The organism is Streptomyces sp. TRD_SC_5 (assembly GCF_056836825.1).
Genome location: NZ_JBWZZS010000001.1, coordinates 2608391 through 2631970 on the forward strand (window position 1 = coordinate 2608391; position 23580 = coordinate 2631970).

Here is a 23580-nt window from a genome sequence, read left to right on the forward strand (position 1 = left end):
CCGCCCGGTGCCGGGCGGCCCTCCCTTCGCGTTCCCCGCGACCGCTACTTCTGCTTCGCGTTGCGGGCCAGTTCGAGCGCGTACTCCTCGTACCACTCGCCGGCCTTCGGACCGCCCTTGCAGTCGCCGTCCGACTCGCCGGGACGCTTGATCCACAGGAACGCGTCGACCAGGTCGTCGCCGGTCTTGGTCGTCGGCTTCTCACCGAGCGCGCGGCCCGGCGGATTGCACCAGTTCTCCGCGGGGTCGCCCCCGGTGTACGGACCGTTGCCGTTGCGGCTGGTGTCGATCACGAAGGGCTTGTTGCCGACCTTCGCCGAGACCTTCTTGCCGAAGTCCTTGCTGACCTCGGTGGTCTGGAAGTTGGAGACGTTGACCGAGAAGCCGTCCGCTTCCGCGATCCCCGCCCACTGGAGCGGCTCGAACAGCGAGTCGGGCGACTTCCAGCCCGCGTTTCCCGCGTCCAGGTAGACCTTCGCCTTCGGCTGCTGCTTGAGCCGCTCGATGGCGCCCTTGAGGAGGTCGTACCGCTCCTCGTGGAACTCCTCGGGCGTACACCCGTCGACCAGGTGCAGCAACGCGTCCGGCTCCAGGATCACGGTCGCCGGGCGGTCCCCGATGCCCTTGGCGACCTCCTCGACCCACGCGCGGTAGGCGTTGCCGTCGGCCGCGCCACCCTTCGAGAACTGCCCGCAGTCGCGGTGCGGGATGTTGTACATGACGAGCAAGGCGTCACGGTCGGCCTTCTCCGCCGCCTCCGTGTACCCCTTGGCCTGCGCCTCGGCGTTCTCCGGCAGGATCCACTCGGCGGCCGGCTGCTCGGCGATCTTCCTGATCAGGCCGGCCTTCTCGTCGTCGCCTTCCTTGGCGTACGCCGCGACCTGCTTCGCGGCGGTTCCTTCGGGATTGACCCAGTACGGATCGCTGCCCTTCGGCTGCTGCTTCACCGGCGGTTGGTCGCCTCCGTCGCCTCCGTCACCGCCGGATGACGAACAACCCGCCAGTAGCAGTGCGGCCCCCACAGCCCCCATCGCTGTCACCCGGAAATTCCTGCGCCTACGGCCGCTGTAACTGCCGTACATCCAATCCCCCTTGGCTGCACTGAATATATGAGGACCCCCCGGCCCCTCCCCGGACACATCCGGTCGAAACCATCCTGACACACCGGCCCGGCGCGAGGGCGCGGAAGGGTACGGGCACGGGTGCGCGAGGGCCGGTCGCCACGCCGTGACCTTGCGGTGACTTGGTGTCAAAATGACCCTGCGATCTTCCGTGCCTCCCGCGTCGACGCCGGGCTTCTCCCGCAGCCCGGGCATCCGCGGTCGAGGACCGGCCCGGTCGGCGGCCCCGGGGGGAGCGGGTCGCCGGCCGGGCCAGGTGAGCCGGTCCTGCGGGCAGCGGCAGGGGGCCTGTTGACAGTGCTCAGCCAGGCTGGGACTCTCCGGGAGACAACTCCACACACATCGAGGCGACGGTGGACAGGAACCCGGTGCGATCCCGGGACGGTCCCGCCACTGTGACCGTACGAGAGCCCAAGGCGGCTCCCGTACGGAAGTCAGGAACTGACCCGTCGTCCTCCTGAATTGGGGCGTGGAAACCCCAGAAGGAGGCTCACCGGTATGTCTCTGCACACTGCGCAGCACACCGACACCGCGGCGGTCGCGTCCGCCACGACCACCACCCGCGACTGGCTGATCATGGCCGCCGCGGCGATCATCGCCGTGATCGCGCTCTACGCGGTCTTCATGGACAACGGCACGGTCGTTTCCGCGACGGGCGACTACCTGCACGAGTTCTCTCACGACGGCCGGCACCTCTTCGGTGCCCCCTGCCACTGATCGGGGCCGTACGCACCATGTCAACACCTGTACTGCCCCTGCTCGGACGCGGGCTCGCGGCGGGCGGGGCGGCCGGTCTTGCCACCGGCCTCTTCTCGCTGCTCCTCGCCGAGCCCCTGATGGACCGGGCGATCCGCCTCGAAGAGGCACGTTCGGCCGCCGAGGAACACGCGCACGGGGCCGCCGCCACGGCCGTCCAGCACCACGAGGAACTGTTCTCCCGCTCCACCCAGCACTTCGGCCTGGTCGTCACGGCGGTCGTCGCGGGCCTCGCGCTGGGCGCCCTGTTCGCCCTCGCGTACGCCCTGGTGCACCGCCGTACGGGCCTCGGTGAACGGCCGTGGCCCCGCGCCCTGGCCTTCGGCGCGGCCGCCTTCGTGGCGGTCTCGCTGCTGCCCGGCCTGCGCTACCCCGCCAACCCGCCCGGTGTCGGAGACTCCGGCACCGTGTCCAACCGCCAAGGCCTGTGGGTGGCCGCCGTCGTGATCGGCGTCCTCGGCATGGCGCTGGCCTGGCAGGTGTACGTACGCCTCGCCGACCGGTCGGTCCCGGTGCGCCAGGTCGCGGTGGCCGTCACGGCCGTCGCCACGCTCGCGGTGCTCTTCGCACTGCCGGGCAACCCGGACGAGGTCCCGGTGGCGGCGACGCTGCTGTGGGACTTCCGGATCCTGTCGCTGGCGTCGCACGCGCTGCTGTGGGCGGTGTTCGCGGGGGTCTTCGGGGCGCTGGGCCTGCGGGCCGCGGCCCGCACGGCTCCGGCCGCCGCGCCGGTAGCGGCGTAGTGACAGCTGCTCAGCCCTTGCCCGTACCCGTCAGGTAGGCCGAGACGACGACGTTCGCCGTGTAGGTGCGGGCCTTCTTGTCGTACGTGCCCCCGCAGGTGATCAGGCGCAGTTCCGCCCGGTCGCTCTCGCGGGGGCCGTACACCTTCTGCGGGTCGAAGCGTTCGCGGGTGAAGACCTGAACGTCGTCGATGGTGAACTCCAGGCTCTCGCCACCGGCCCCCGTCACCCGGACCTTCTCGCCGGGGCGCGCGGCGCTCAGGCCGTAGAAGACGGCCGGTCTGCTCTCGGTGTCGACATGGCCGACGAGCAGGGCGACTCCCGCGGCGCCCGGCATGGCCCCGCCCTCGTACCAGCCGACCTTCGACGACTGGCGGTACGGCGGCGGATCGACGGCGCCCGACGTGTCGAGCCCACGGGGCACGACGGGAGCCGTGACGGCTATGGAGGGCACGGTGAGGTGCTGCGGCCGCGCGCCCTCGACGGGGGCGTGCGCGGGAGGAAGCGGCACTCCCAGGGGGCGGCCGACAGCCGCCACGTCACCGGTGGTCGGCGCCGAGCTGCCGCCGGGACCGTCTGTCACCTCCCGGCCCCACAGCCACAGTCCGAGCAGCAGCACGGCCCACGCGACACCGGTCAGCAGCCGTCCGCCGCCGCTGCCGCCTTCGGCCGGGCGGTCGTCGGCGGACATGTCAGTCCGAGTCCGTGGTACGACGACGGCGTACGCTCCGGTACGCCACGGCCACGGCCGCCACACCCGCCAGCACGAGACCGATCACGGTGTGCCGCGTCCCGGGCCCGCCCTCCTCGGCCGCCGCGACCTCCGCCGTACCGCCGCCACCCGCGTGCACGGGCGCGACGGGGGTCGAGTGGTGGGTCGGGTGGTGCGTGGGCTTGTGGTGGACGACCGTGACGGTGCCGCTGGCCTGGCCGCCGCCCTTGCACTTCACCCAGATCTCGTAGTCCTTGGCCCGGGCGTCGGAGCGGATGCGGGCCTCGGCGAAGAGGTCACCCCGGTCCGCCGCCGGGTTGAAGTGGGCGGGCGACGAGAAGGCGTCGGACGTACCCGTGGCCTGATCGCCCCTGCACACGTCGACCCGCAGATCCACCTCCCCGCCGGGAGCGATGGTGGACGGGGTGACGACGACACGCCCCTCCTCGTCGCCGGCGTGGGCGGCGGCTGCGGGCACGAGGACCGCCGCGGCCGCCGCGCCGACACAGAGAGCAAGCTGCACTGAGCGCATAGTGAACCTCCTGGTACTACGAAGATTCACCGGTACGGCCGGTTTCCGCATCTCCAGAGGCCCGCGACTGGGCCGTACGGGCCTCCGGAGAACGCCGCCGGAACGGTCAGACGCGGTCGACGAGGTCCGCGATCGAGTCGACGATCGTCGAGGGCCGGAACGGGTAGCGGTCGACGTCCGCCGGCCCGGTCAGACCGGTCAGCACCAGGAACGTCTCCATGCCCGCCTCGAGACCCGCCAGCACATCCGTGTCCATCCGGTCGCCGATCATCGCGCTGGTCTCGGAGTGCGCGCCGATCGCGTTGAGCCCGGTCCGCATCATCAGCGGGTTGGGCTTGCCCGCGAAGTACGGGTCCTTGCCCGTCGCCTTGGTGATCAGCGCGGCGACGGCCCCGGTGGCGGGCAGCGGGCCCTCGCGGCTCGGGCCGGTCTCGTCGGGGTTGGTGCAGATGAAGCGCGCACCGGCGTTGATGAGCCGGATGGCCTTGGTGAGTGCCTCGAAGCTGTACGTACGCGTCTCGCCCAGGACGACGTAGTCGGGCTCGTGGTCGGTCAGGACGTAACCGATGTCGTGCAGCGCGGTCGTCAGTCCCGCCTCGCCGATGACGTACGCCGTGCCGCCGGGCCGCTGGTCGTCGAGGAAACGGGCGGTGGCGAGCGCCGAGGTCCAGATGTTCTCGACCGGCACGTCCAGGCCCATGCGGAAGAGGCGCGCGTGGAGGTCGCGGGCGGTGTAGATCGAGTTGTTGGTCAGCACCAGGAAGGGCCTGCCCGACTCGCGGAGCCGCTTGATGAAGGCATCGGCGCCGGGGATGGGCGTTCCCTCGTGGATGAGTACGCCGTCCATGTCGGTGAGCCATGATTCGATCGGCTTGCGCTCTGCCATTGCCGGACTCCTGCCGTACGCAAAAAAACGCTGGGGGCGCCCGGACCACACCGTCCGGGCGCCCCCACCTTAATCAGCCTGCTGTGATCTTGACCCCGTCGACCACCCAGTACCAGTTGTTGCTGCCGGTGTAGCGGAAGCGGAAGCTGACGCTGGTGGCGCCGGAGGGGACGTCCAGGGTCAGGGACTGCGGCTGCGAGATGACGTCCGACGTGTACGACTTGACGGCGACCGGCGTGCCGCCGTTCCAGGAGGCGAGGATCTGGGCGCTCTGGCTGCCCTCCGGTCGGTAGAAGGTGGTGAAGTCGAGCGTGACGCTGGCCTTGCCGCCGACGGCGTGCGCCGGGGTGACGAGTGTCGAGTCGTACGTACCGGAGAAGCTCTTGTCCGCCCACTCGTCGGAGTCGGCGACCGCGAAGACCCCGCGCGAGCGGACGTTGAGCTCGCGGGACTGGTCGCGCTGGGTCCTGGACCAGAACTCGTCGGTGGCGAAGGACCAGCCGCGCCACTCGGTCATGCCGCCGGTGCCCATCGCGTTGTTGATGACGGACCAGCCGCTGGGCGCGGTGTGCGTGAAGCCGAGGACGCCGGCCGGGATGCCGGTCTCGTCGACCCGCCCGGAGAGCGAGGGGTACAGGGCGTCGAAGGTGTCGGCGGACCGCTGCTGGATCGGCTTGCCGTCCAGGCCCCAGGCGGGGTCGGGGACGATCCCGAGCTGCTTGAAGACGGTCGCGGCGACATCGACGAGCCTGGTGTCGACGGGCCGGGCGCCGGCGGCGATTCCGGGACCCTGGGCGAGGACGAACGTACGGCGCTCCTCGATGGCGCTTCCGCCGTGACCGCCCGCGTCGGTGTGGCCGTGGTCGGTGGTGACGACGACGGTCCAGCGCTCGGAGGAGTAGGTGGGGCGGGCCTTGATGGCGGAGAGCAAGCGGCCTACGTAGGCGTCCTGGACGTCGATGGCTTCGAGGTACTTCGGGCTGGCTGCGCCGGAGTTGTGGCCGACGATGTCGGTGTTGCCGAAGTAGACGAAGAGGACGTCCGGGTTCTGGTTGCGCAGGATCGACTCGGTCTCGGTGGCGATGGTGGCGTCGTGGCCGGTGTAGCCGTCGGCGTCCCCGTCGAGTACGAGCTTGGCGTCGGCGCCGGGGGTGACTGTGCCCTGGGTGTCCAGCGGCTTCCAGTCGACGGCGGCGTACGTGGAGAGACCGGGGCGGACCTGGGCGAGGCGGGCGAGGAAGCCGGGGTACTTGGCGTAGTTCTTGCCGGTGAAGGTGTTGTCCTTCACGCCGTGCTTGTCGGGCCAGACTCCGGTGGCGATGGTGGACCAGCCGGGGCCGGACGAGGTGGCCGCCATGGGGTTGGCGTACAGGAGCGAGGTGCCGTATGTGCCGTTCGCCATCAGGGACTTGAGGTGCGGGGCCTTGGCGGCGGAAATCCTGTCGTGGCGCAGGCCGTCCATGCCGATGACGAGCACCTTGTCGAGGCTGGTGCCGTTGGGGAGGGTGGGGGCGGCGTGGGCGGGGGCGACGGTGAGCGATCCGGTGGCGGCGACGGCGGCTGCCGCCGTGCCGGCGGCGAGGACGGAACGTCTGGGTATACCTCGGGACATGTGATCCTCCAACGTACATGCGTGGAGTCTGGACCAGACCCGTTACCTTTGCGTGATAACGGGGACCGGTCCAGACCCTCGCAGCCAAGCTTGGCCGAATGGTTACTGATCAGCTTCCAGTTGCCGACTTCCAGGCGTCGATGTAGTCGTCGAGGTTGGTGCCGACGTCGTTCCAGTCGGGCTCGAAAATCTCAACTCCCCTGAGGAGGCTGGCGAGTTCGGTGGAGTTGGGACCGGTCGCCTTGATGTCCGTACGAGCCGGGAAGCCGCCGCCGATCTCGCTGACCTGCTGCTGTGCGCCCTCGGCGAGCATGAAGTCGAGGAGCTTCTTGCCGTTCTCGGTGTGAGGGGCCTTGCTGGCCAGGCCGGCGGCGTACGGCAGGGCGAAGGTGGTGGGCTTGCCGCCCTCCTTCGCCGGGAACCAGATGCCGAGGTTCGGCATGGACTTGGACTGCGCGAAGTTCATCTGTACGTCGCCGTTCGCGACCAGGATCTCGCCCTTGTCGACCTTCGGCGCGAGCTTGGAGGTGGAGGAGGACGGACCGACGTTGTTGGCCTGGAGCTTCTTCAGGTACTCCATCGCCGGCTCCTTGCCGCCGAAGTCGTGCATGGCCTTGATGACGACGGCAGTACCGTCGCCCGCGACGCCGGGCGTGGAGTACTGGAGCTTGTCCTTGTAGGAGGGGTCGAGGAGGTCCTCCCAGGTCTTCGGCACCCTGCCGTCCTTGAGCTCCTTCTTGTTGTGGATGAACCCGAAGTAATTGTTGACGACGGAGGTCCACTTGCCGTCGGCAGCCTTGTCGCCGGCGGCGACCTTGGACGCCCCCTGGGGCTCGTACTTCTGCAGCAGCCCCTTCCGGTCGGCCTGCTGGATGAACGGCGGCAGGGTGACGAGGACATCGGCCTGGGTGTTGGACTTCTCGCGGGTGGCGCGCTGCACCATCTCGCCGGAGCCGCCCTCGACGTACTTGACCTTGATGCCGGTCTTCTTCTCGAAGTCCTTGAAGACCCGGTCGTACCAGCCGTCGCCGTTCTCGCCCTTGAGGCCGTCGGCGCTGTAGACGGTGACGGTCTTCTCGTCGGACGCGGCGGACGAGCCGCCGCAGGCGGAGAGGGAGGCGGCGAGCGCGAGGCTGCCGGTGGCGGCGGCGATCGGCTTGACGATGCTGCGGGGGGAGCGGGACATGACGTTTCGCATCTCCTGGTTCAGCGGTACGAGGCTTTGGTTCGGATACGGGACACGGCGAGCAGCACGAGCAGCGTCGTACCCATGAGGACGACGGCGACTGCCGAGCCGGTGAAGAGGGAGCCGCGGTCGGTGGCGGTGAAGATCTGCACCGGGAGCGGCATCCAGTCCGGCGGGTAGAGCATCATCGTGGCGCTCAGCTCGCCCATGGACAGGGCGAAGCAGAGCCCGGCGGCCGCGTTGAGCGACGGCAGCAGGAGCGGGAGCTTCACCTTCCACAGGACGTACGAGGGGCGGGCGCCGAGGGATGCGGCTGCCTGCTCGTACACCGGGTCCAGACGCAGGATGGCGGCCGAAACCGACTGGTAGGCAAACGCCGTGACAAGAACCGTGTGCGCGAGGATCACGATCCAGCGCGTGCCGTTGAGCAGCATGGGCGGCTGCGAGAACGCGACGAGGACGGCGAGGCCGACGACGACGGAGGGCACAGCGACGGGCAGCATGAACAGCGCGTCGAGTACGCGCTTCCCGCCCTTCTTGAGCGCGGCGGCGGCGAGCGCCGCCCAGCTGCCGACGGTGAGCGCGAGCAGGCTCGCGGTGACGGCGGTGACCAGGCTGGTGGTGAGCGCCTGGAGGGACTCTCCGCGTACGGCGGAGGTGTAGTGCGCGGTGGTCGGAGCCGAGGGGAAGGCGCCGGACCAGTTGGTGGAGAAGGAGGCGGCGACGATGACGAGGAGGGGGAGGGCGAAGAGGGGGACGAAGAGGACGAGGAAGAGCCCCCAGGCCGCCCACTTTCCCGTACGGCTATGCACCAACACGGCGGCTCACCACCCGGTAGAGGCTGTAGAGGCCCACGGAGATCGCGATGTTGACGACGGCGACGACGCAGGCGGCGGGGTAGTCGGATTCGAGGATCGCCTTGCTGTAGACGAGCATCGGGAGAGTCGTGACGCCCTTGGCCCCGGTGAAGAGCACGATGCCGAACTCGTTCAGGCACATGACGAGGACGAGGCTGCCGGCGGCGGCGAGGGCGGGGAGCGCCTCGGGGAGGATCACCTGCCGGACGATCCGGGCGGGCTTGGCACCCAGCGACGAGGCGACTTCGAGCTGCGCGGTGTCGAGCTGCGAGAAGGCGGCGAGCAGGGGGCGCATCACGAAGGGCGTGAAGTACGTGATCTCCGCGAGCAGTACGCCCCAAGGGGTGGTGAGGAAGTGGAAGGGCCCTTCGGCGGCGCCCGTGACGTCGGTCCAGACGCCGTTGGCCATCCCGACCGTGCCGTAGATGAACAGCAGCGCGAGGGTGATCAGGAAGGACGGGAAGGACAGGAACACGTCGATGAACTTCGCGACCGCCTTGCCGCCGGGGAAGGGCACGAAGGCGATGACGAGGGCCAGTACGAAGCCGAGGACGAGACACCCGGCGGTCGACCCGACGGCCAGCCACACGGTGGTGGTCAACGCTTCCCGGAACGCCTCGGAGGCGAAGACCTCGGCGTAGGGCTCGACGGAGGTGCCGCCGTCGTCGGGCGAGAAGGACTGCTGGACGACGAGGGCGAGGGGGTAGAGGAAGAAGAGCGCGAGTACGGCGAGGGGAGGCAGTGCCCAGACCCAGCGGGGGACGGCACGGGTGGGCTCGAGCCGCGTGGGGCCGGGAACGGTGACCGCCGCGCTAGCCATCGGACGTCACCCCCGCGCCCAGCAGCACCGCGTCCTCCGCGGCGAAGTGCACCGTGACTTCCTCCCCCAGCGTCGGGGGCTCGCGCAGCTCGCGCAGGTCCGCCTTGAGGCGGTGGCCGTCCACATCGACGTACAGCCGGTGCGTCGCACCACGCCACTGGACCTCGGCGATCGTGCCGCGAAGGGCGTTCGGTCCCTCGCCGAGGCCGACGAGATGCGGGCGTACGCACAGGGTGGCCGTCGCGCCGCTCGTCGCGCCCCCGGTGGCGACCTTCAGCGGCGTACCGGCGAAGGAGACACCCGTGCCCTCCCCGCCGACCGTGACCGGCAGGAGATTCGCATGGCCGACGAACGACGCGGTGAACTCGGTGGTCGGCCTGCGGTACAGCTGCTGTGGCGTACCGCAGTCCTGGAGCCGCGCCTTGTCCATGACGGCGATACGGTCGGCGAGGGTCAGCGCCTCGACCTGGTCGTGAGTGACGTACAGGATCGAGACTTCGGGCAACTCCCGGTGCAGTCGCGCCAGTTCGGCCAGCATGCCCGACCTGAGCTGCGCGTCGAGCGCCGACAGCGGCTCGTCGAGGAGCAGCACGCCGGGCCGGATGGCGAGCGCCCGCGCGATCGCGACGCGCTGCTGCTGGCCGCCGGACAGCTCGCGCGGACAGCGCTTGGCGTACGACGCCATGCCGGTCATTTCCAGCGCCTCGGCGACCCGGCCGGGGATCTCGGCCTTGTTCACCTTCTGCGCCTTCAGGCCGAAGGCCACGTTGTCCTCGACGCGCAGGTGCGGGAAGAGCGCGTACTGCTGGACGACCATGCCGATGCCGCGCCGGTGCGGCGGCAGCGCGGTGACGTCGCGTTCCCCGATGAAGACCCGCCCGGAGACGGGCTGCACGAACCCGGCGACGGCGCGCAGGGCGGTGGTCTTGCCGGACCCGGACGGGCCGAGCAGCGCCATGACCTCACCCGGCTCGACGGTCAGGTCCAGCGAGTCGAGGACGGTGTTCTCACCGTGCCTGCCGTACGCGACCGAGACGTTGTCGAAGCGGATGCCGCTCGTCATCGTCCCTCCCCCGCCAGCAGGCCGGGCAGCCCCTCGACGGAGCCGAGGACGTGCGTGGCGCCGTGTGCGAGCAACTGCTTCCGGTCGTGCGCGCCGGTCAGGACGCCCGCGACGACGCTCGCGCCGGAGCGGACGCCGCTGAGCATGTCGTACGACGTGTCGCCGGCGACGGCGATCTCCTGGACCCCGTCAGCCGCCCCGGTGCGCAGCAGCGCGGCGAGCACCATGTCCGGGTACGGACGGCCGCGGCCCCCCGCGTCGGCCGGGCAGAGCGTCAGCTCGACGAGCCTCTGCCAGCCGAGCGCGTCGAGGATCGCGTCCTGCGTGACGCGGGCGAACCCGGTGGTCAGGACCACGCGCCGGCCGCCGGAGCGCAGCTTCTCGATGGTCTCGCGGGCGCCGGGGACGGGGGCGATGTGCCCGGCGTCGACGAGGCTGCCGTACGCCTCCTCGAAGGCGGCGTTGGCCTGCTGCGCCCTGGCCTCGTCCCCGAAGAGGTGCCGGAAGACGGAGATCTTGGACTCGCCCATGGTGGCGCGTACGTAGTCGAGCTTCGTGGCGTGATCGTCCGATCCCGGCTCGACGCCGAGGCGTTCGGCGGCGGCGGAGAAGGCCCGCTCGACGAGTCCGCCGTCGGCGACGGTGGTACCGGCCATGTCGAGGACGACCAGCTTGACGGTGTGCGCTTCGTTCATGGTTGGTTCACCAGCCCAGTTCGTTGGCGGTCGTCTCGGCGATGGCCGGTGAGCACGTCATGCCGCGCCCGCCGGGCCCGGTCACCAGCCACAGGCCGTCGCGCACCTGCTGACGGTGTACGACGCGGCTCGTGTCGGTGCACTGCGCGTAAACGCCTGCCCAGCGGTAACGGATCTTGGGGAGCGGGCGGCCGAGGAAGGATTCGGCCACCCGGGCGACGTGCTCGTACGGCTCCTCGACGACGTCGAAGGCGAAGGGATGCTCGTACTCGTGGGTGTCGCCGATGGTCAGTCCGCCGTCGCGGCGCTGGACCATGAGCAGCTGCATCTTGTGCGCGGCGGCGGTCGGGTGCTGGGCCTGGGCGGCGTTGAGGGCGTCGAGGGCGTCGCTCGCGTAGGCGGGGTAGTAGCGGAAGCTGTCGGCGTCGGCGACGGAGGTGGTGAGGGCCTCGCCGAGGGGCTCGGTCTGCATCATCTGGAGGCGTACGCGGCGTACGGGCAGATCGGGAACGAGCTCCTTGACGAGCCCGCCGAGCCAGGCACCCGTGCAGAGGACGACGGAGTCGCCGGTGTGTACGTCGCCGTGGTCGTCCCGGACGGCGTGCTCCCCCACGACCTCACGGACTTCGCGCCCGCCGAGGAAGGTGTACCGCCCGGACGCCAACAGTGCCTTTTTGAGGGCGAGTTGAGCGGTGCGCGGTTCGACGGCGGCGTCGCGCTCGCACCACAGGGCGGCTTCGAAGGCGCCGCGCAGGGCGGGGTTCACGGTGCGGGCCTCGCCGGCCGTCAGCAGCTTGTAGCCGCGGGCGGCGGCGTCGGGGCGGTTCAGGGCGGCTTCGGCGACGGCCAGCTCGAGGTCGCCCCGTACGGGCGTCAGGGAGCCGATGGCCCGGAAGCCCAGCTCGGGGATGCGGGCCCCGATGCCCTCCCACAGCTCGCGGGCGCGCAGGGCCGTCTCCAGCTCCTCACCGCCCGCGCGCCCGCTGACCCATATCTGGCCGAAGTTGCGGAGGCTGGCCCCGCGGGCTTCTGTCTCGCGCTCGATCTGGACGACCTCGTGGCCGCGTTCCACTGCGTGCCAGGCGTGCATGGTTCCCACGACGCCGGCTCCAACGACTATGACTCTCACGGCGGCCACGCTCCTGGGGGCGGGTGGCCCGGACGGATCGACACGGCAACGGCACGGTGAACAGCCACCCAAGGATGGCCTAGACCCGTTACGTTTTCGTTACCGGTGCGCTGGATCTGCTGGGCGGGAGGGCCGGCAGCGGGCCATTCCCCACCCCCGCCCTACCCCCCGCCACCCCCCAGCCGCGCCGTGAAGCTGAAGCGGTCGCCCCGGAAAAGCGTCCGCACCCGCTCCAGCGGCCGCCCCGCCACGTCCCGCGACAGCCGATGAATCAGCAGCATGGGAAGCGCCGGCGGCGTACCGATGAGGAGCGCCTCGCGCGGAGTCGCCAGGACCGTCTCGATCCGCTCGTCGGCGTCACCGAACGCCACCCCGACCCGGTCGTGAAGGTAGGAGTAGAAGGACGAGTCCGGCTCGAAGTCGGCGTCGAGGCGCGGGACCCGGGAGACGGCGACGTACGTACTCTCCACTCCCACCCGCTCGTCGTCCGCCAGCAGCACCCGCTCCAGATGCCAGACCGGATCCCCCGCGTCCACACCCACATCGGCCGCCAGCGACGCCGGACAGGGGAAGCGGTCGAGCCCGATGAGGTTGCGCCCGGGCCGCCGGTTCTGGCGGCGTACGCCCTCGGTGTAGCTGGCCAGGGCGAGAGGCTGTTCGAGCTTCGGGCCCGCGACGACGGTGCCGCGCCCCCGGCGGCGGAGGCGCCCTTCCAGGAGCAGCTCGCGCAGCGCCTGGCGCACGGTCTCGCGCGAGACCTCGTACCGTACGGCGAGATCCCGCTCGGTCGGCAGCAGCCCGCCTTCACCCAACTCACCGATCATGGCGGCGATATGGGCCTTCACGGCGTAGTACTTCGGAACGCGGCCGTGCTCCGGAATGCCGGAGCGGATCGGTGCGCCGGGGTCCTGGTCGTGCGCGTACGGGTAGTCCTTCGGGTAGTCCACGCACTGGATGTTCGCAGACGATTTTGAACGAACGCTCGCTGCGAGCCCTCATGAGCACTGACCGGCACCCGGCACCCGGCACCCGCCACCCGTCAGCTCCGGCGCCCCTTCACTCGCGCCGCCTCCCCCCGAAGGCGCCGGGATCCGGCCATCAGCGCCGCGCCCCCGAGGAGCAGCGCGCCGGCGGCGGCCCCGAGCGCGAGCAGCGACCCGGGGTCGCGGCCCGTCATGGCGAGGGCGTGGGGGTGCTCGGGGATGCGCGACGTACCGTCGTCGCCGGTTCCGGTGTCGGTGTCGGGGTCTCCGGCGTCGGTGTCCGGGGCGGGATCAAGATCCCCGTCGGGGGTCGGGCCGACGTCTGGGTCCGAGTCGGAATCGTGGCCCGGCTCTCGGCCGGTGATGGTGAAGCGGTAGTCGTTCGACTCGCCGACCCACTCGCTGTCGTCGGAGTGCCGCTGCACGACGGCGGCGTTGGCGACGGCGCGAGCGCGGGCGGTGTCGGAGTCGAAGGCGAGCCGCACCTTGACGGTGACGGTGCGGTCGGCGGCGACGGTGAAGCCCGGGAAGCCCCCGTCGAAGACGCCGATGTGCTCGTCCTCGTCGGTGGTGTCGAAGGGTACGTCGATCCACCGCCCCGCGCCGTCGCTGAACTCCAGCTCCACCTGCTCGGAGTCGAGTTCGCGCTCGCTGTCCGTGAGGACGACGACCGGGTGGATGTTGCCGCAGCTCTCGTCAGTGGTGTTGGTCAGCTCCAGCGCCCATTCACCGGCCGCCCCGCCCGCCCTGTAGGTGTCGGGGCCGCCGCGCAGGCGGGTGGTGATGGGGAAGTCGGGCGAGGCGGGGTCACCGCAGGAGGGCCGCTGGCCCGGGGCGGCGCCATGGGCAGCGACGGCCGCCGACGTAACAAGGGCGGCTGCCGTAACTCCGAGGGCGAGGGCAATGCGCAGTCGCATGAGAAGCCTTTGCAGGTCGGGGTCACCCAGTCATCACCCGCTGACCCTGTCATCCCCGCGCGAGGGACCCTCGAACGCCACGCGCCGGTACGTTCATATGACTACCGCGATTCCCCCCAACGGCCCACTGCCTCGCTCCCCCCACCCGGGAACGCCACGTCCGCATGCCCGAAAACCGGCGCCAGTACGAGCTGCGCCGCCCCGTCGGCAACCGCGCGCCCATCGCCTCCCGCCGCGGCCACCGGCACGGCGGGCCCGCTGCCCTCGCGCCGGGCGAGGTCGGCCAGTACCTCCTCCGCACCTCGTACGAACACGTCCTCGTGCGCGGCGACGACACGGCCGCCGAGCAGCACCCGGTCGATGTCCAGCAGCCCGACGAGGTTGGCGGCTCCGGTCCCGAGGATCCGCGCGGCCTCCGCGATGTCGCCACGGGCGACGGCGGCGAGGCAGAGCGCTTCGAGGCAGCCGCGACCACCGCAGGAGCAGGGCGGCCCGTCCAGCTGAAGGGTCTGGTGCCCGAACTCGCCCGCCCCGGTGCGCGCCCCGCGATAGAGCGCGCCGCCGAGCACGAGTCCGGAGCCCAGCCCCGTACCGAGATGGAGGTACGCGAACGATCCGCCTGCGGGGCGCGCCCGCAGAGCCAGCCCGAGGGCGGCGGCGTTCGTGTCCTTGTCCAGCACCACGGGCAGCCCGAGCCGCTCGCTCAGTACGTCCCGCAACGCGAACCCGTCCCACTGCGGGAACCCGGTGACGCGATGCAGCACCCCCCGACCGTGATCAAGCGGCCCCGGCGCGGCAACGCCGACTCCGAGCAGCGCCTGCGGCAGGGGTGGCAACTGCGGCCGGGGCGGTCCGGGCGGCACGTGCGGCCGCGACGGACCGGGCAGCGCCTGCGGCCGCGACGGACCGGGCGGCGGGAAGGCGAGCGCGGCGATCTCGCGGGACGCCGCCTCCAGCACCACCTCCGCGCCCGCCCCCAGATCCAGCGGCGACCTCCGCTCGGCGACCGTCGCACCCGCCAGGTCCACCAGGACAGCCGTCAGTTCGTCGCGGTCCAGGTGCAGCCCGACCGCGTACCCGGCGTCCGGCACCAGCCGCAGCACCGTCCTCGGTTTGCCGCCGGTCGACGGGCGGCGGCCGGCCTCCGCCGCCAGGCCCTCCGCCCGCAGCCGTGCAGTGATCTTGCTGACGGCCTGCGGGGTGAGGCCGGTGCGCTCCGCGAGCTCGAGGCGGCTGATGCCCGCCTCGCCCGCCGTACGCAGCAGGTCGAGGACCAGCGCCGCGTTGTGGCTGCGCAGCACCGGTAGATTCGCTCCTGTATTGCTCCTGTTCACGGACCCATTGTCCACTGCGTCGCTTGCGCTTTGGCAACAGCGTTGTTTAAGTGGATGCCATGACTGGCACCGGTACCGACAGCACCGCCCCCCACGCTCCCCACGCCCCCCTGCGCGTCGGACTCGTGGGCTTCGGCCTCGCGGGCTCCGTCTTCCACGCCCCGCTCATCGCCGCGACCGAGGGCCTGGCCCTCGATACGGTCGTCACCTCGAACCCGGAGCGGCAGGAGCAGGCCCGCGCCGAGTTCCCCGGCGTCCGCGTCGCGGCCTCGTCCGACGAGCTGTGGGCGCGCGCGGACGAGCTCGACCTGATCGTGATCGCGTCCCCGAACAAGACCCACTTCCCGATCGCCACCGCCGCGCTCAAGGCCGGCCTGCCGGTCGTCGTGGACAAGCCGCTCGCCGGCACCGCCGCCGAGGCGCGTGAGCTCGCCGCGCTCGCGGAGGACCGCGGCCTGCTGCTCTCCGTCTTCCAGAACCGCCGCTGGGACAATGACTTCCTCACTCTCCAGCAGCTGATCGCCTCCGGCGAGCTCGGCGACGTACAGCGCTTCGAATCACGCTTCGAGCGGTGGCGCCCGCAGACCAAGGGCGGCTGGCGCGAGTCGGGCGACCCGGCGGAGATCGGCGGGCTGCTGTACGACCTGGGCAGCCACGTCGTCGACCAGGCGCTGGTGCTTTTCGGCCCGGCGGCCCAGGTGTACGCCGAGTCCGACGTACGCCGCCCGGGGGCGGAGGCGGACGACGACACGTTCATCGCGATCACACACGTGAACGGCGTCCGCTCGCACCTCTACGTGAGCGCCACCACTGCCCAGCTCGGCCCGCGCTTTCGCGTGCTGGGCTCGCGCGCGGGCTATGTGAAGTACGGCCTGGACCCGCAGGAGAGCGCGCTGCGCGAAGGCAAGCGGCCCTCGGCGGACGGGAACTGGGGCGAGGAGCCGGAGGCGGCCTGGGGCCGCATCGGCGCGGGCGAGTCCCCGGCGACGGGCGGCGGCAGCCCGGTCCCGACGCTGCCGGGCGACTACCCGGCGTACTACGCGGCCGTCGCCGCCGCCGTACGCACGGGCACGGCTGCGCCGGTCACCGCCGAGCAGGCGGCCGCGGCACTCGACGTACTGGAAGCAGCGCGCCGTTCGGCCCGCGAAGGCATGACGGTGGAGGTCCGGTCATGACGTCCACAAACCCTACGGTGGCCGAACTGATCGCCCAAGAACGCCGCCTCGTCCTCCCCCGCTTCACCCACGAGGACGCGTGGGCCCTCGGCAGCCTCCTCGTCGACCTGGCCCGCGAGCGCGACGCCCCTGTGGCGATCGACATCCGGCGCGGCGCGCAGCAGCTCTTCCACTGCGCGCTGCCGGGGTCGAGCGCGGACAACGACGCGTGGATCGACCGCAAGCGCCGGGTGGTGGAGCGGTACGGGGAGAGCTCGTACCTGGTCGGCACGCGCTTCCGCGCCAAGGGGACGACGTTCGAGGACTCGTCACGCCTGGACCCGGACGCGTACGCGGCACACGGCGGCGCGTTCCCGATCGCGGTGGAGGGCGCGGGCGTGATCGGCACGGTCACGGTCTCCGGCCTCCCGCAGGCGGAGGACCACGCGCTGGTGGTGGAGGCCCTGGAACGCTTCATGGCGTGACGCGGGCGGATCTTTGCCGACCCGGCCGGCGCCGGACGGGCCGAAAAAGCTGCCGCAACGCGACAAAGCAGCCCGTCCGGCGTTTGAGGACCGGGCCTGGGCCACGGGCCTGGGCCAGGGCCAGGGCCAGGGCCAGGGCCAGGGCTCAGACAACGCGACGGGCACCCGGCCCCGGTCCCTGGCCCCCCCCGGGCCCCGACCACCGCTTCGACGGCCCCTGCCCCTCGCCGGGAGGCGACGACTACGCGTCCTTCAGCTCCTGGCGCTGCCGGCCCAGCCCCTCGACCTCGAGCTCCACCACATCCCCCGACCGCAGATACGGCTTCGGCTCCGCCTGCCCCATCGCCACGCCCGCCGGCGTACCCGTGTTGATCACGTCGCCCGGGTACAGCGTCATGAACTGGCTGACGTACCGGACCACTTCCCCGACCGCGAAGATCTGCTCAGCAGTCGTGCCGTCCTGCTTCAGCTCGCCGTTCACCCACAGCTTCAGACGCAGCGCCTGCGGATCCCCGACCTCGTCCGCCGTCACCAGCCACGGACCCAGCGGGTTGAACGTCTCGCAGTTCTTGCCCTTGTCCCAGGTGCCGCCGCGCTCGATCTGGAACTCGCGCTCGGAGACGTCGTGCGCGACCGCGTACCCCGCAACATGCGCGAGCCCGTCCTCCGCCGAGTCCAGGTAGCGCGCGGTACGGCCGATGACCACGGCCAGCTCGACTTCCCAGTCGGTCTTGGTGCTGCCGCGCGGTACGAGAACCGTGTCGTCGGGGCCGACAACCGTGTCCGGAGCCTTGAAGAAGAGGATCGGCTCGGCAGGTATCGCCGCCCCCGTCTCGGCCGCGTGATCGTGATAATTCAGTCCAATACACACGATCTTGCCGATGCGTCCGAGCGGCGGCCCGACCCGGAGCGTCCCCGCCGCATCGTCGATCACCGGCAGCTCACCAGCCGCCGCGGCAGCGCGCACCCGGCCGAGCGCCGCCTCGTCGGCGAGCAGGTCGCCGTCGATGTCGGTGACGAGACCGGACAGATCCCGCAGCGTCCCGTCCTGGTCGAGCAGCGCCGGACGTTCGGCACCCGCCGTTCCCACACGCAGCAGCTTCATGGTCAGTCTCCTCTGGTCGAGAGTCGCGTTCGGCCCCGGCCGATGGGTGCGGCCATCGGAGGATTGGCTGATCCTCCAAGGTCCGGGTCCAGTCCGCAAGACCCCGTTCACGGACTGGACCCTTACGCGGCAGTAGCCACCGCGCCCCCACCAGCCGGAATGTCTCGATAGAGGTACGCCCGCTCAACCGCACTCCACGTCGTACTGGTGACGACGTACAACGCGGCAGCCAACGGCACCACCGCCACCGTGATCAGCGTCGCGAAGGACATCAGCGGTATCACCTTGGCCATGGCCCCCATCGCGCCGGCGCCCGGCAGCTCGACCCCGTCCGGGCCGGCGACCGGCATGCCGGGGGACGCCGCCATCTGCTGCTTCGTACGCCGGTAGGTGAACGTCGCCACCGCCGCGACGACCGCGAACAGCGCGACGTACAGCAGTCCCTGCGCTCCGAAGACCCCGCCGTCCGCCAGCGCGTCGGTCCAGCGGTCGCCGAGCGGGCTCGCGAAGAGGGTGTGGCCGAGGAGTTCGTTCGGTACGCCTCCGATCTGCTGGTTCGAGAAGAGGTGGTACATCAGGAAGAACGCCGGCAGCTGGAACAGGCTCGGGAGGCAGCCCGACAGCGGCGACACCTTCTCCTTGGCGTGCAGTTCCAAGATCGCCTTCTGCAGACGCTCCGGGTTCTTGCCGTGCTTCTTCCGCAGCTCGGCGATCTGCGGCGCGAGCTTGGTCCGGGCCTTCTGGCCTCGGGCCGTAGCCCGCGACAGGGGATGGATGGCGAGTCGCACACAAGCCGTGAACAGGACGATCGCGGCGGCTGCGGCAGAGGCGTGGAAGAACGGTTCGAGCAGATCAGCAAGACGTGCGACCAGGCTGGCGAAGACGGACATGGTGAGCCCTCCGAGGGGTCTCGTCGTGCCGGAAGAGAGACAAATCGGCATGACGACCCACGCGAGGTACGTACGTATGAGTACGCGAGCACGGAAGTACGCGGGCTGAGGGGCGTACTCCGGAAAAGCGGCGGTGCGCGCCCTACGTGGTGGTCGTCACAGGACGACGACACCCGGCGCTCGGGGCCTGGTCCGCCCCCGCGCATCGGGATCACGCTGGGGCAGAAACGCGGTGCGTTTCTCCCGGTCCCGTATCGCCGTACGCACCCGTGTGCGCGGCACGGCGGGAACGGAGCGCGCCGCGACGAGCACGCAGGCGGTGAGGGCGGAACCGGCCGCGGCGGTGGCGGCGAGCGCGACGGCGGCGGAGAAGCTGCCGTTGTCGATGAGGAGGACCTCGGTCACGAGGAAGAGGACAAGACCGACCGTGCGCAACAACCGCGCCGAGCAACTGATCACGCTCTTCCTCCCCTCATCCGACTCATCGGCCGACTCTCGGACGATGCTAATGCCCGGCACTGACAACGGCCCTGTCGGCTACTTCGCGTCCATCCCCCGGACCCGAAGCAAGCACGTCCACGTCGGGCCGCCGGTCCACATCCCGCGGCCCGTAATGACTGACGCACAACGCGACCACCAAGTTCCCCGCGAGCGCCACAACCCCCGCGTTCATCAGGACCTGGCCGCCTGGCGCGGCCGCATCGACGCCAGCTTTCCCCAGACCACCAGCCGGTACTTGGACGTGTACTCGGGCGTGCAGGTGGTGAGCGTCAGGTAGTAACCGGCGTCGCTGTAGCCGACGTCTGTACGCACATTGCTCCGGGGCACCTTCGCGATCACCCCGCTGTCGCGCGCCGACGTCTGCGCGAGCGCCTTGTCGACGACGTACGTAAAGACCGCTTCCCGCGTCTCGACCTCCACCTCGTCCCCGGCCCGCAGCCGGTTGATGTAGCGAAACGGCTCTCCGTGCGTATTGCGGTGCCCCGCGAGCGCGAAGTTGCCGGCGCCACCCGGCTGAGCGGTCTGCGGATAGTGCCCGACGTACCCCTTGTCGAGTACGCCGCCCTTGCTGACGCCCTGCGCGACGGGCGCGGTGACGCCGAGGCGCGGGATGCGGAGGACGGCGTACGCCTGATCCCAGCGGGGCGGCGACGGCTTACGCTCGCCGGCGCGCGACCGGGGACGGTCGTCGGCGCCCCCATCCGCCTCACCGCTACCGGGCACCTCGTCCCCCACCCCCTCACGACCAGCGGACGGCCCGGCATCAGGCACCTCCTGCACCGGCACCTCCCCCGCCGGCGGAGCCGCCTCCCCCCTCTCCCACTCCCTCTCCAACGCCTGAACCTTCCGCTCGGCGCCGTCGCGGGCCTGCCGGTTGGTCCACCACAGCTGATGTACGACGAGGAGCAGCACGACGACCCCGAACGTCACCGCGGCCTCGCCGCCCGCCCACAACCCGCGCGCGGCCACCGCACGCCCCCGGCGGGCGCCCTGCACCACCACCGGAATCCGCCGCCGCTCGCGCCTCTGCTCCCGCTGCCGCACGGCGGGCACGATAGGGGCTGCCCCGGCAACTCACCAGACCCACGCCCACCGCATCCGTGCTCTGGCGCACCGGGCTCTCTCGCCTACCCCCCGCACAGCAGTACGGTGTGGACCATGCGCCCCGACACGCCTGCCGATCACGCCGATCACACCGCCGAAGCCGAGCGCCTGCTGCGTACCGCGGCGCAGTATCCCGAGGACAAGGAGCCGCTGTACCTACAGGCCGCGGCCCACCTGGAGCTGTCCGGCGACCGCGCCCGCGCGGCGACGCTCTACGACCACATCCTGGCGAACACCCCGGACAACCCGCCGCTCGTGAAGGCCCTCAAGGCGGCCAACCTGTGGGAGTACGGCCACGAGGCGGAGGCCCGCGCGATCATCGACGGCATCCGCGCCGCGGCCCCGCGCGAGGCGGCGCCGTGGGAGATCATCGCCGAAGCCCTGGAATCCCACGACGAACTGCACGCGTCCCACGACGCGTTCACCACCGCCCTCACCCTCCTCATCGACCCGTCGGAGGAGATCCCGTACACGTCGCACTCGCTCCTGACCGGCCGCCACCGCGTACGCCGCATGCTGGGCCTGCCGCACGACGAGTGGGACGCGACGGCCGACTCCGTGAACGCGGGCCCGATCGCCCTGGACGAGCTGCACGACCCGAAGCGACTGTGGGCGCTGGGTTCGGACAACCCGGCAGAGCTCCGGGCCGAGATCGCCCGCCTGCGCGCCGAGCTTGGCACGTACCGCACCGCGCTCTCGCGCCCGTTCCCGGTGGCGATGCTGCACTGGCCGCAGGAGGAGCTGCGCGAACTCCTGACGGCGTACCCGGCCCTCGCGGCGGACTACCCGACCCCCGAGGCCCACCTCACCGCAATCGAGTCGTCCCTGCGGGACCTGTCCGCAACCGGCACCAGGAACCTGGGCATCGTAAGGGGCACAGTCCCCTCGTACGAGGCATTCGCGGCATCGGAATCGACAACCCCCGCAGACGCGTCACTCCTCCCCCAGTACGCCACAACCCTGGCAGCCCGAGGCCGAGCCACCTCCTGGCCCCCACCCCGCAACGCCCCGTGCTGGTGCGGCTCTTCGAACCCCTACCGCACCTGTCACGGGGTGTAGCGGACTCCGACAAGCACACGCGCAGTCCGGATAACCTTGGAGATATGCCAGAGAAGGAGGAGTGGACAGCTCCAGCAGGTTCGTGGGCATCGTCGGCCGCACGTCGCCGAAACATGCAGGCCATCCGAAGCCGGGACACTAAGCCCGAGCAAGTCATCCGGCGGCTCGTGCACGCTCAGGGACTCCGTTACCGCGTCTGCGCCCGTCCCCTTCCGGAACTTCGACGCACAGCTGACCTAGTGTTCCGCTCGGCCAAGGTCGCAGTTTTCATCGACGGCTGTTACTGGCACGGGTGCCCCGAACACTACGTGCCGCCCAAAACAAATTCCGGGTATTGGTCCGAGAAAGTGCTACGCAACGTTGAGCGAGACCGCGACACTGATCTAAAGCTCAAGAATGCGGGATGGTTGGTGCTCCGCTTCTGGGAGCACCAGCCATCAGCCTCTTGCGCTGACGAGATCGCCGCGACGGTCCTCACGCGGAGAGCCCTCGACGATAACACTGACAGGAAAAATAGCTGACTCGGCTTCTTCCACCACGGGCTCGGCGACAGATGCAGCCTCCTCCATCGCATAACCCTTGAGGAGTTCAGCCCTGCTCTCTGGGCGCAGGACCGCGGCAATAGCACGCCCAATGGCTTCAGCAACAGGCGGCGGAAACGCATTACCCACTTGTCGGTATTGAGCGGTCTTCTTCCCGGCGAAGTTCCACGAGGGAGGAAAGCCTTGAATAATGGCGGCCTGCTCTACTGTAAGCATGGGGCCAGCGGGCCGGAAAAGGTCACGCTTGGGGTCGCACTCGCCTCTTTCATTTGCCAGCCCGTTTCCGTCGACACCCATGGCAGCCCAGGCGCGCTTAGCTCGAGTGGGACCTAGATCAGCACCTCCGTGCTTCCTTGATCCACCCACCAGAGTAGGGGCGACGCCCCCAGAGCTACTCCGCAGGGCCAGCCGGGCCGACTTGCGCCAAGCACGGAAGATGTTCTTTCCGGCCACCTCGCCAGGGAGCGCAGGCTTTCCTTCTTTGTTTAGCGCCCAGTAATCGCTGCACCGGTCATACATAGAACGCGAGAGTTTATCTAGAACCGTCGAAGTACCATCGAGATCTTCAGCTGGCCAAACGAACCCACGTCCCGCTTTAGCACTCCCGTGGATCGCCACGAGGACCGCCCTGGGCCGCAGTTGAGGAACGTCGAATTTTTTTGCGTCTACACGCCGCCAGACTCGACTCATCTCAGTATTTTGCCTATTCGTGGACCACTTCGCGTCGATCTGCGGGACGTCGTACCCCAGGCCATGGAGACGGTTCACAATGGAACGGCGATAATCAATAAATACTTCCGGAGGCTCGAGAATGCCGCGGACATTCTCGATCATAATTGCCCTCGGCCGGAGCTCTTCGACGATTTTCAACATGTCGGGAAAAAGGTCCCGCTCATCCTCGGCGCCCAATTGCTTCCCTGCCAGCGAGAACGGGGGGCATGGCACACCGCCGGCCAATAGGTCGATGCGCCGACCGCTGGTCTTAATTTCCTTGCACTCTTGAGACTCAAGAAAATCTTTTACGTCACCTGGCTGGAGCGAAGCAACCTTATCCTCGTCCCATCCTGGCCAAGAAGCCACGTTCTTCCGGAGAGTTCCGACGGCATGTTGGTCCCACTCAACAAGCGCCACGTGATCAAAGCCGGCGTTGTGCAGCCCGAGAGCCTGTCCGCCCGCTCCCGCGCAGATCTCAACCGAGATGAGCGACTCGTCGAACTGCGGTCGTTCCCGCCGGGGGGCCATCAGAACTCCTCGTGGTGTGGCGCAAATTAGCTGCTCAAGTCTCGCAGAGAGAACAGGGATCACAGCACGGATCACAGCAATCCTGCAAGATTCTCGCAGCACGGCGAAGTGCCGCCCGCTGCGGGTGAGCGGACGGCACGTAGACCACGACG

The 23580-nt window shown here is 70.1% G+C and carries 25 protein-coding genes and 1 riboswitch; of the genes, 6 read left to right on the top strand and 19 right to left on the bottom strand.

Annotated features, from left to right (window positions below; translation table 11 throughout):
• Nucleotides 1–44: 44 nt before the first annotated feature.
• Complete coding sequence (locus tag AC1P0E_RS11955; RefSeq protein ID WP_482742158.1) at nt 45–1082, bottom strand: glycoside hydrolase family 6 protein; 1038 nt, start codon at nt 1080–1082, stop codon at nt 45–47.
• 333 nt (nt 1083–1415) lie between these two features.
• Nucleotides 1416–1585: riboswitch (cobalamin riboswitch) on the top strand.
• 34 nt (nt 1586–1619) lie between these two features.
• Between AC1P0E_RS11955 and AC1P0E_RS11960 the strand changes: the two genes are divergently transcribed.
• Entirely contained in the window at nt 1620–1838 is a 219-nt protein-coding gene (locus AC1P0E_RS11960) for a CbtB domain-containing protein (protein WP_454375622.1), read from the top strand.
• Between the two features lie 17 nt (nt 1839–1855).
• On the top strand, nt 1856–2620 hold the full coding sequence (locus AC1P0E_RS11965; protein ID WP_482742159.1) for a CbtA family protein: 765 nt from the start codon (nt 1856–1858) through the stop codon (nt 2618–2620).
• Nucleotides 2621–2630: 10 nt separating this feature from the next.
• Here the strand turns inward: AC1P0E_RS11965 and AC1P0E_RS11970 are convergent, their stop codons facing one another.
• From AC1P0E_RS11970 to AC1P0E_RS12030, 13 genes are all read right to left on the bottom strand, one after another.
• Nucleotides 2631–3311: a class F sortase gene (locus tag AC1P0E_RS11970; RefSeq protein WP_482742160.1), complete on the bottom strand. Its 681-nt coding sequence runs from the start codon at nt 3309–3311 to the stop codon at nt 2631–2633.
• 1 nt (nt 3312) lies between these two features.
• The gene (locus tag AC1P0E_RS11975) at nt 3313–3864 is read right to left on the bottom strand and encodes a hypothetical protein (RefSeq protein WP_482742161.1); all 552 of its coding nucleotides are present in this window, start codon (nt 3862–3864) and stop codon (nt 3313–3315) included.
• A 106-nt stretch (nt 3865–3970) separates the two neighbouring features.
• Nucleotides 3971–4750: an HAD-IIA family hydrolase gene (locus AC1P0E_RS11980; protein ID WP_214898322.1), complete on the bottom strand. Its 780-nt coding sequence runs from the start codon at nt 4748–4750 to the stop codon at nt 3971–3973.
• Between the two features lie 73 nt (nt 4751–4823).
• Nucleotides 4824–6362, bottom strand: coding sequence for an alkaline phosphatase family protein (locus tag AC1P0E_RS11985; protein WP_482742162.1), 1539 nt, complete (start codon nt 6360–6362; stop codon nt 4824–4826).
• Nucleotides 6363–6471: 109 nt separating this feature from the next.
• Complete coding sequence (locus AC1P0E_RS11990; protein WP_482742163.1) at nt 6472–7548, bottom strand: 2-aminoethylphosphonate ABC transporter substrate-binding protein; 1077 nt, start codon at nt 7546–7548, stop codon at nt 6472–6474.
• Nucleotides 7549–7568: 20 nt separating this feature from the next.
• Entirely contained in the window at nt 7569–8366 is a 798-nt protein-coding gene (locus tag AC1P0E_RS11995) for an ABC transporter permease (RefSeq protein ID WP_482742164.1), read from the bottom strand.
• Nucleotides 8353–9225, bottom strand: a complete 873-nt coding sequence (locus AC1P0E_RS12000; protein ID WP_482742165.1) for a 2-aminoethylphosphonate ABC transporter permease subunit — start codon at nt 9223–9225, stop codon at nt 8353–8355. Before AC1P0E_RS12000 ends, AC1P0E_RS11995 begins: the two co-directional genes overlap by 14 nt.
• Nucleotides 9218–10288 carry an ABC transporter ATP-binding protein gene (locus AC1P0E_RS12005; protein ID WP_482742166.1) on the bottom strand — a complete coding sequence of 357 codons (1071 nt, stop codon included), beginning with the start codon at nt 10286–10288 and terminating at the stop codon, nt 9218–9220. The genes AC1P0E_RS12000 and AC1P0E_RS12005 overlap by 8 nt, the downstream gene beginning before the upstream one ends.
• Nucleotides 10285–10983 (bottom strand): phosphonatase-like hydrolase, encoded by a 699-nt coding sequence (locus AC1P0E_RS12010; protein ID WP_482742167.1) that lies wholly within the window; start codon nt 10981–10983, stop codon nt 10285–10287. The genes AC1P0E_RS12005 and AC1P0E_RS12010 overlap by 4 nt, the downstream gene beginning before the upstream one ends.
• Before the next feature lie 7 nt (nt 10984–10990).
• Nucleotides 10991–12112 (bottom strand): TIGR03364 family FAD-dependent oxidoreductase, encoded by a 1122-nt coding sequence (locus AC1P0E_RS12015; protein ID WP_482742168.1) that lies wholly within the window; start codon nt 12110–12112, stop codon nt 10991–10993.
• 161 nt (nt 12113–12273) lie between these two features.
• Nucleotides 12274–13059: a GntR family transcriptional regulator gene (locus AC1P0E_RS12020; protein WP_482742169.1), complete on the bottom strand. Its 786-nt coding sequence runs from the start codon at nt 13057–13059 to the stop codon at nt 12274–12276.
• A gap of 92 nt (nt 13060–13151) precedes the next feature.
• Nucleotides 13152–14012, bottom strand: coding sequence for a hypothetical protein (locus AC1P0E_RS12025; RefSeq protein ID WP_482742170.1), 861 nt, complete (start codon nt 14010–14012; stop codon nt 13152–13154).
• 101 nt (nt 14013–14113) lie between these two features.
• Nucleotides 14114–15346, bottom strand: coding sequence for an ROK family transcriptional regulator (locus AC1P0E_RS12030; RefSeq protein ID WP_482742171.1), 1233 nt, complete (start codon nt 15344–15346; stop codon nt 14114–14116).
• Nucleotides 15347–15405: 59 nt separating this feature from the next.
• On the opposite strand from AC1P0E_RS12030, the gene AC1P0E_RS12035 reads away from it, so the two are divergent.
• Both AC1P0E_RS12035 and AC1P0E_RS12040 read left to right on the top strand, forming a co-directional pair.
• Nucleotides 15406–16521: a Gfo/Idh/MocA family oxidoreductase gene (locus tag AC1P0E_RS12035; RefSeq protein ID WP_482742172.1), complete on the top strand. Its 1116-nt coding sequence runs from the start codon at nt 15406–15408 to the stop codon at nt 16519–16521.
• A complete protein-coding gene (locus tag AC1P0E_RS12040; protein WP_482742173.1) occupies nt 16518–16985 on the top strand; it encodes a heme-degrading domain-containing protein in 468 nt (155 codons plus the stop codon). The genes AC1P0E_RS12035 and AC1P0E_RS12040 overlap by 4 nt, the downstream gene beginning before the upstream one ends.
• Nucleotides 16986–17226: 241 nt before the next feature.
• Here AC1P0E_RS12040 and AC1P0E_RS12045 read toward each other — a convergent pair whose 3' ends face one another.
• From AC1P0E_RS12045 to AC1P0E_RS12060, 4 genes are all read right to left on the bottom strand, one after another.
• Nucleotides 17227–18090 (bottom strand): fumarylacetoacetate hydrolase family protein, encoded by an 864-nt coding sequence (locus tag AC1P0E_RS12045; RefSeq protein ID WP_482742174.1) that lies wholly within the window; start codon nt 18088–18090, stop codon nt 17227–17229.
• A 122-nt stretch (nt 18091–18212) separates the two neighbouring features.
• A complete protein-coding gene (locus tag AC1P0E_RS12050) occupies nt 18213–18980 on the bottom strand; it encodes a YidC/Oxa1 family membrane protein insertase (protein ID WP_482742175.1) in 768 nt (255 codons plus the stop codon).
• Between the two features lie 156 nt (nt 18981–19136).
• Nucleotides 19137–19439: a DUF6412 domain-containing protein gene (locus AC1P0E_RS12055; RefSeq protein ID WP_482742176.1), complete on the bottom strand. Its 303-nt coding sequence runs from the start codon at nt 19437–19439 to the stop codon at nt 19137–19139.
• A 213-nt stretch (nt 19440–19652) separates the two neighbouring features.
• Nucleotides 19653–20525, bottom strand: a complete 873-nt coding sequence (locus tag AC1P0E_RS12060) for a class E sortase (protein WP_482742177.1) — start codon at nt 20523–20525, stop codon at nt 19653–19655.
• Between the two features lie 114 nt (nt 20526–20639).
• Between AC1P0E_RS12060 and AC1P0E_RS12065 the strand changes: the two genes are divergently transcribed.
• Both AC1P0E_RS12065 and AC1P0E_RS12070 read left to right on the top strand, forming a co-directional pair.
• Entirely contained in the window at nt 20640–21644 is a 1005-nt protein-coding gene (locus AC1P0E_RS12065; RefSeq protein WP_482742178.1) for an SEC-C metal-binding domain-containing protein, read from the top strand.
• A 44-nt stretch (nt 21645–21688) separates the two neighbouring features.
• Complete coding sequence (locus tag AC1P0E_RS12070) at nt 21689–22165, top strand: very short patch repair endonuclease (protein WP_482742179.1); 477 nt, start codon at nt 21689–21691, stop codon at nt 22163–22165.
• Here the strand turns inward: AC1P0E_RS12070 and AC1P0E_RS12075 are convergent.
• Nucleotides 22082–23428, bottom strand: coding sequence for a DNA cytosine methyltransferase (locus AC1P0E_RS12075; protein ID WP_482742180.1), 1347 nt, complete (start codon nt 23426–23428; stop codon nt 22082–22084). The genes AC1P0E_RS12070 and AC1P0E_RS12075 overlap by 84 nt on opposite strands.
• Nucleotides 23429–23580 lie beyond the last annotated feature (152 nt).

Excerpts from the sequence above, each read along its gene's own strand:
- AC1P0E_RS12035 (WP_482742172.1), top strand. The coding sequence starts at position 15,406 with ATGACTGGCACCGGTACCGACAGCACCGCCCCCCACGCTCCCCACGCC.
- AC1P0E_RS11990 (WP_482742163.1), bottom strand. The coding sequence starts at position 7,548 with ATGTCCCGCTCCCCCCGCAGCATCGTCAAGCCGATCGCCGCCGCCACC.
- AC1P0E_RS12075 (WP_482742180.1), bottom strand. The coding sequence starts at position 23,428 with ATGGCCCCCCGGCGGGAACGACCGCAGTTCGACGAGTCGCTCATCTCG.
- AC1P0E_RS12005 (WP_482742166.1), bottom strand. The coding sequence starts at position 10,288 with ATGACGAGCGGCATCCGCTTCGACAACGTCTCGGTCGCGTACGGCAGG.
- AC1P0E_RS12040 (WP_482742173.1), top strand. The coding sequence starts at position 16,518 with ATGACGTCCACAAACCCTACGGTGGCCGAACTGATCGCCCAAGAACGC.
- AC1P0E_RS11980 (WP_214898322.1), bottom strand. The coding sequence starts at position 4,750 with ATGGCAGAGCGCAAGCCGATCGAATCATGGCTCACCGACATGGACGGC.
- AC1P0E_RS11975 (WP_482742161.1), bottom strand. The coding sequence starts at position 3,864 with ATGCGCTCAGTGCAGCTTGCTCTCTGTGTCGGCGCGGCGGCCGCGGCG.
- AC1P0E_RS11965 (WP_482742159.1), top strand. The coding sequence starts at position 1,856 with ATGTCAACACCTGTACTGCCCCTGCTCGGACGCGGGCTCGCGGCGGGC.
- AC1P0E_RS12070 (WP_482742179.1), top strand. The coding sequence starts at position 21,689 with ATGCCAGAGAAGGAGGAGTGGACAGCTCCAGCAGGTTCGTGGGCATCG.
- AC1P0E_RS12045 (WP_482742174.1), bottom strand. The coding sequence starts at position 18,090 with ATGAAGCTGCTGCGTGTGGGAACGGCGGGTGCCGAACGTCCGGCGCTG.
- AC1P0E_RS12025 (WP_482742170.1), bottom strand. The coding sequence starts at position 14,012 with ATGCGACTGCGCATTGCCCTCGCCCTCGGAGTTACGGCAGCCGCCCTT.
- AC1P0E_RS11985 (WP_482742162.1), bottom strand. The coding sequence starts at position 6,362 with ATGTCCCGAGGTATACCCAGACGTTCCGTCCTCGCCGCCGGCACGGCG.
- AC1P0E_RS12010 (WP_482742167.1), bottom strand. The coding sequence starts at position 10,983 with ATGAACGAAGCGCACACCGTCAAGCTGGTCGTCCTCGACATGGCCGGT.
- AC1P0E_RS11960 (WP_454375622.1), top strand. The coding sequence starts at position 1,620 with ATGTCTCTGCACACTGCGCAGCACACCGACACCGCGGCGGTCGCGTCC.
- AC1P0E_RS12050 (WP_482742175.1), bottom strand. The coding sequence starts at position 18,980 with ATGTCCGTCTTCGCCAGCCTGGTCGCACGTCTTGCTGATCTGCTCGAA.
- AC1P0E_RS11970 (WP_482742160.1), bottom strand. The coding sequence starts at position 3,311 with ATGTCCGCCGACGACCGCCCGGCCGAAGGCGGCAGCGGCGGCGGACGG.
- AC1P0E_RS12000 (WP_482742165.1), bottom strand. The coding sequence starts at position 9,225 with ATGGCTAGCGCGGCGGTCACCGTTCCCGGCCCCACGCGGCTCGAGCCC.
- AC1P0E_RS11955 (WP_482742158.1), bottom strand. The coding sequence starts at position 1,082 with ATGTACGGCAGTTACAGCGGCCGTAGGCGCAGGAATTTCCGGGTGACA.
- AC1P0E_RS12065 (WP_482742178.1), top strand. The coding sequence starts at position 20,640 with ATGCGCCCCGACACGCCTGCCGATCACGCCGATCACACCGCCGAAGCC.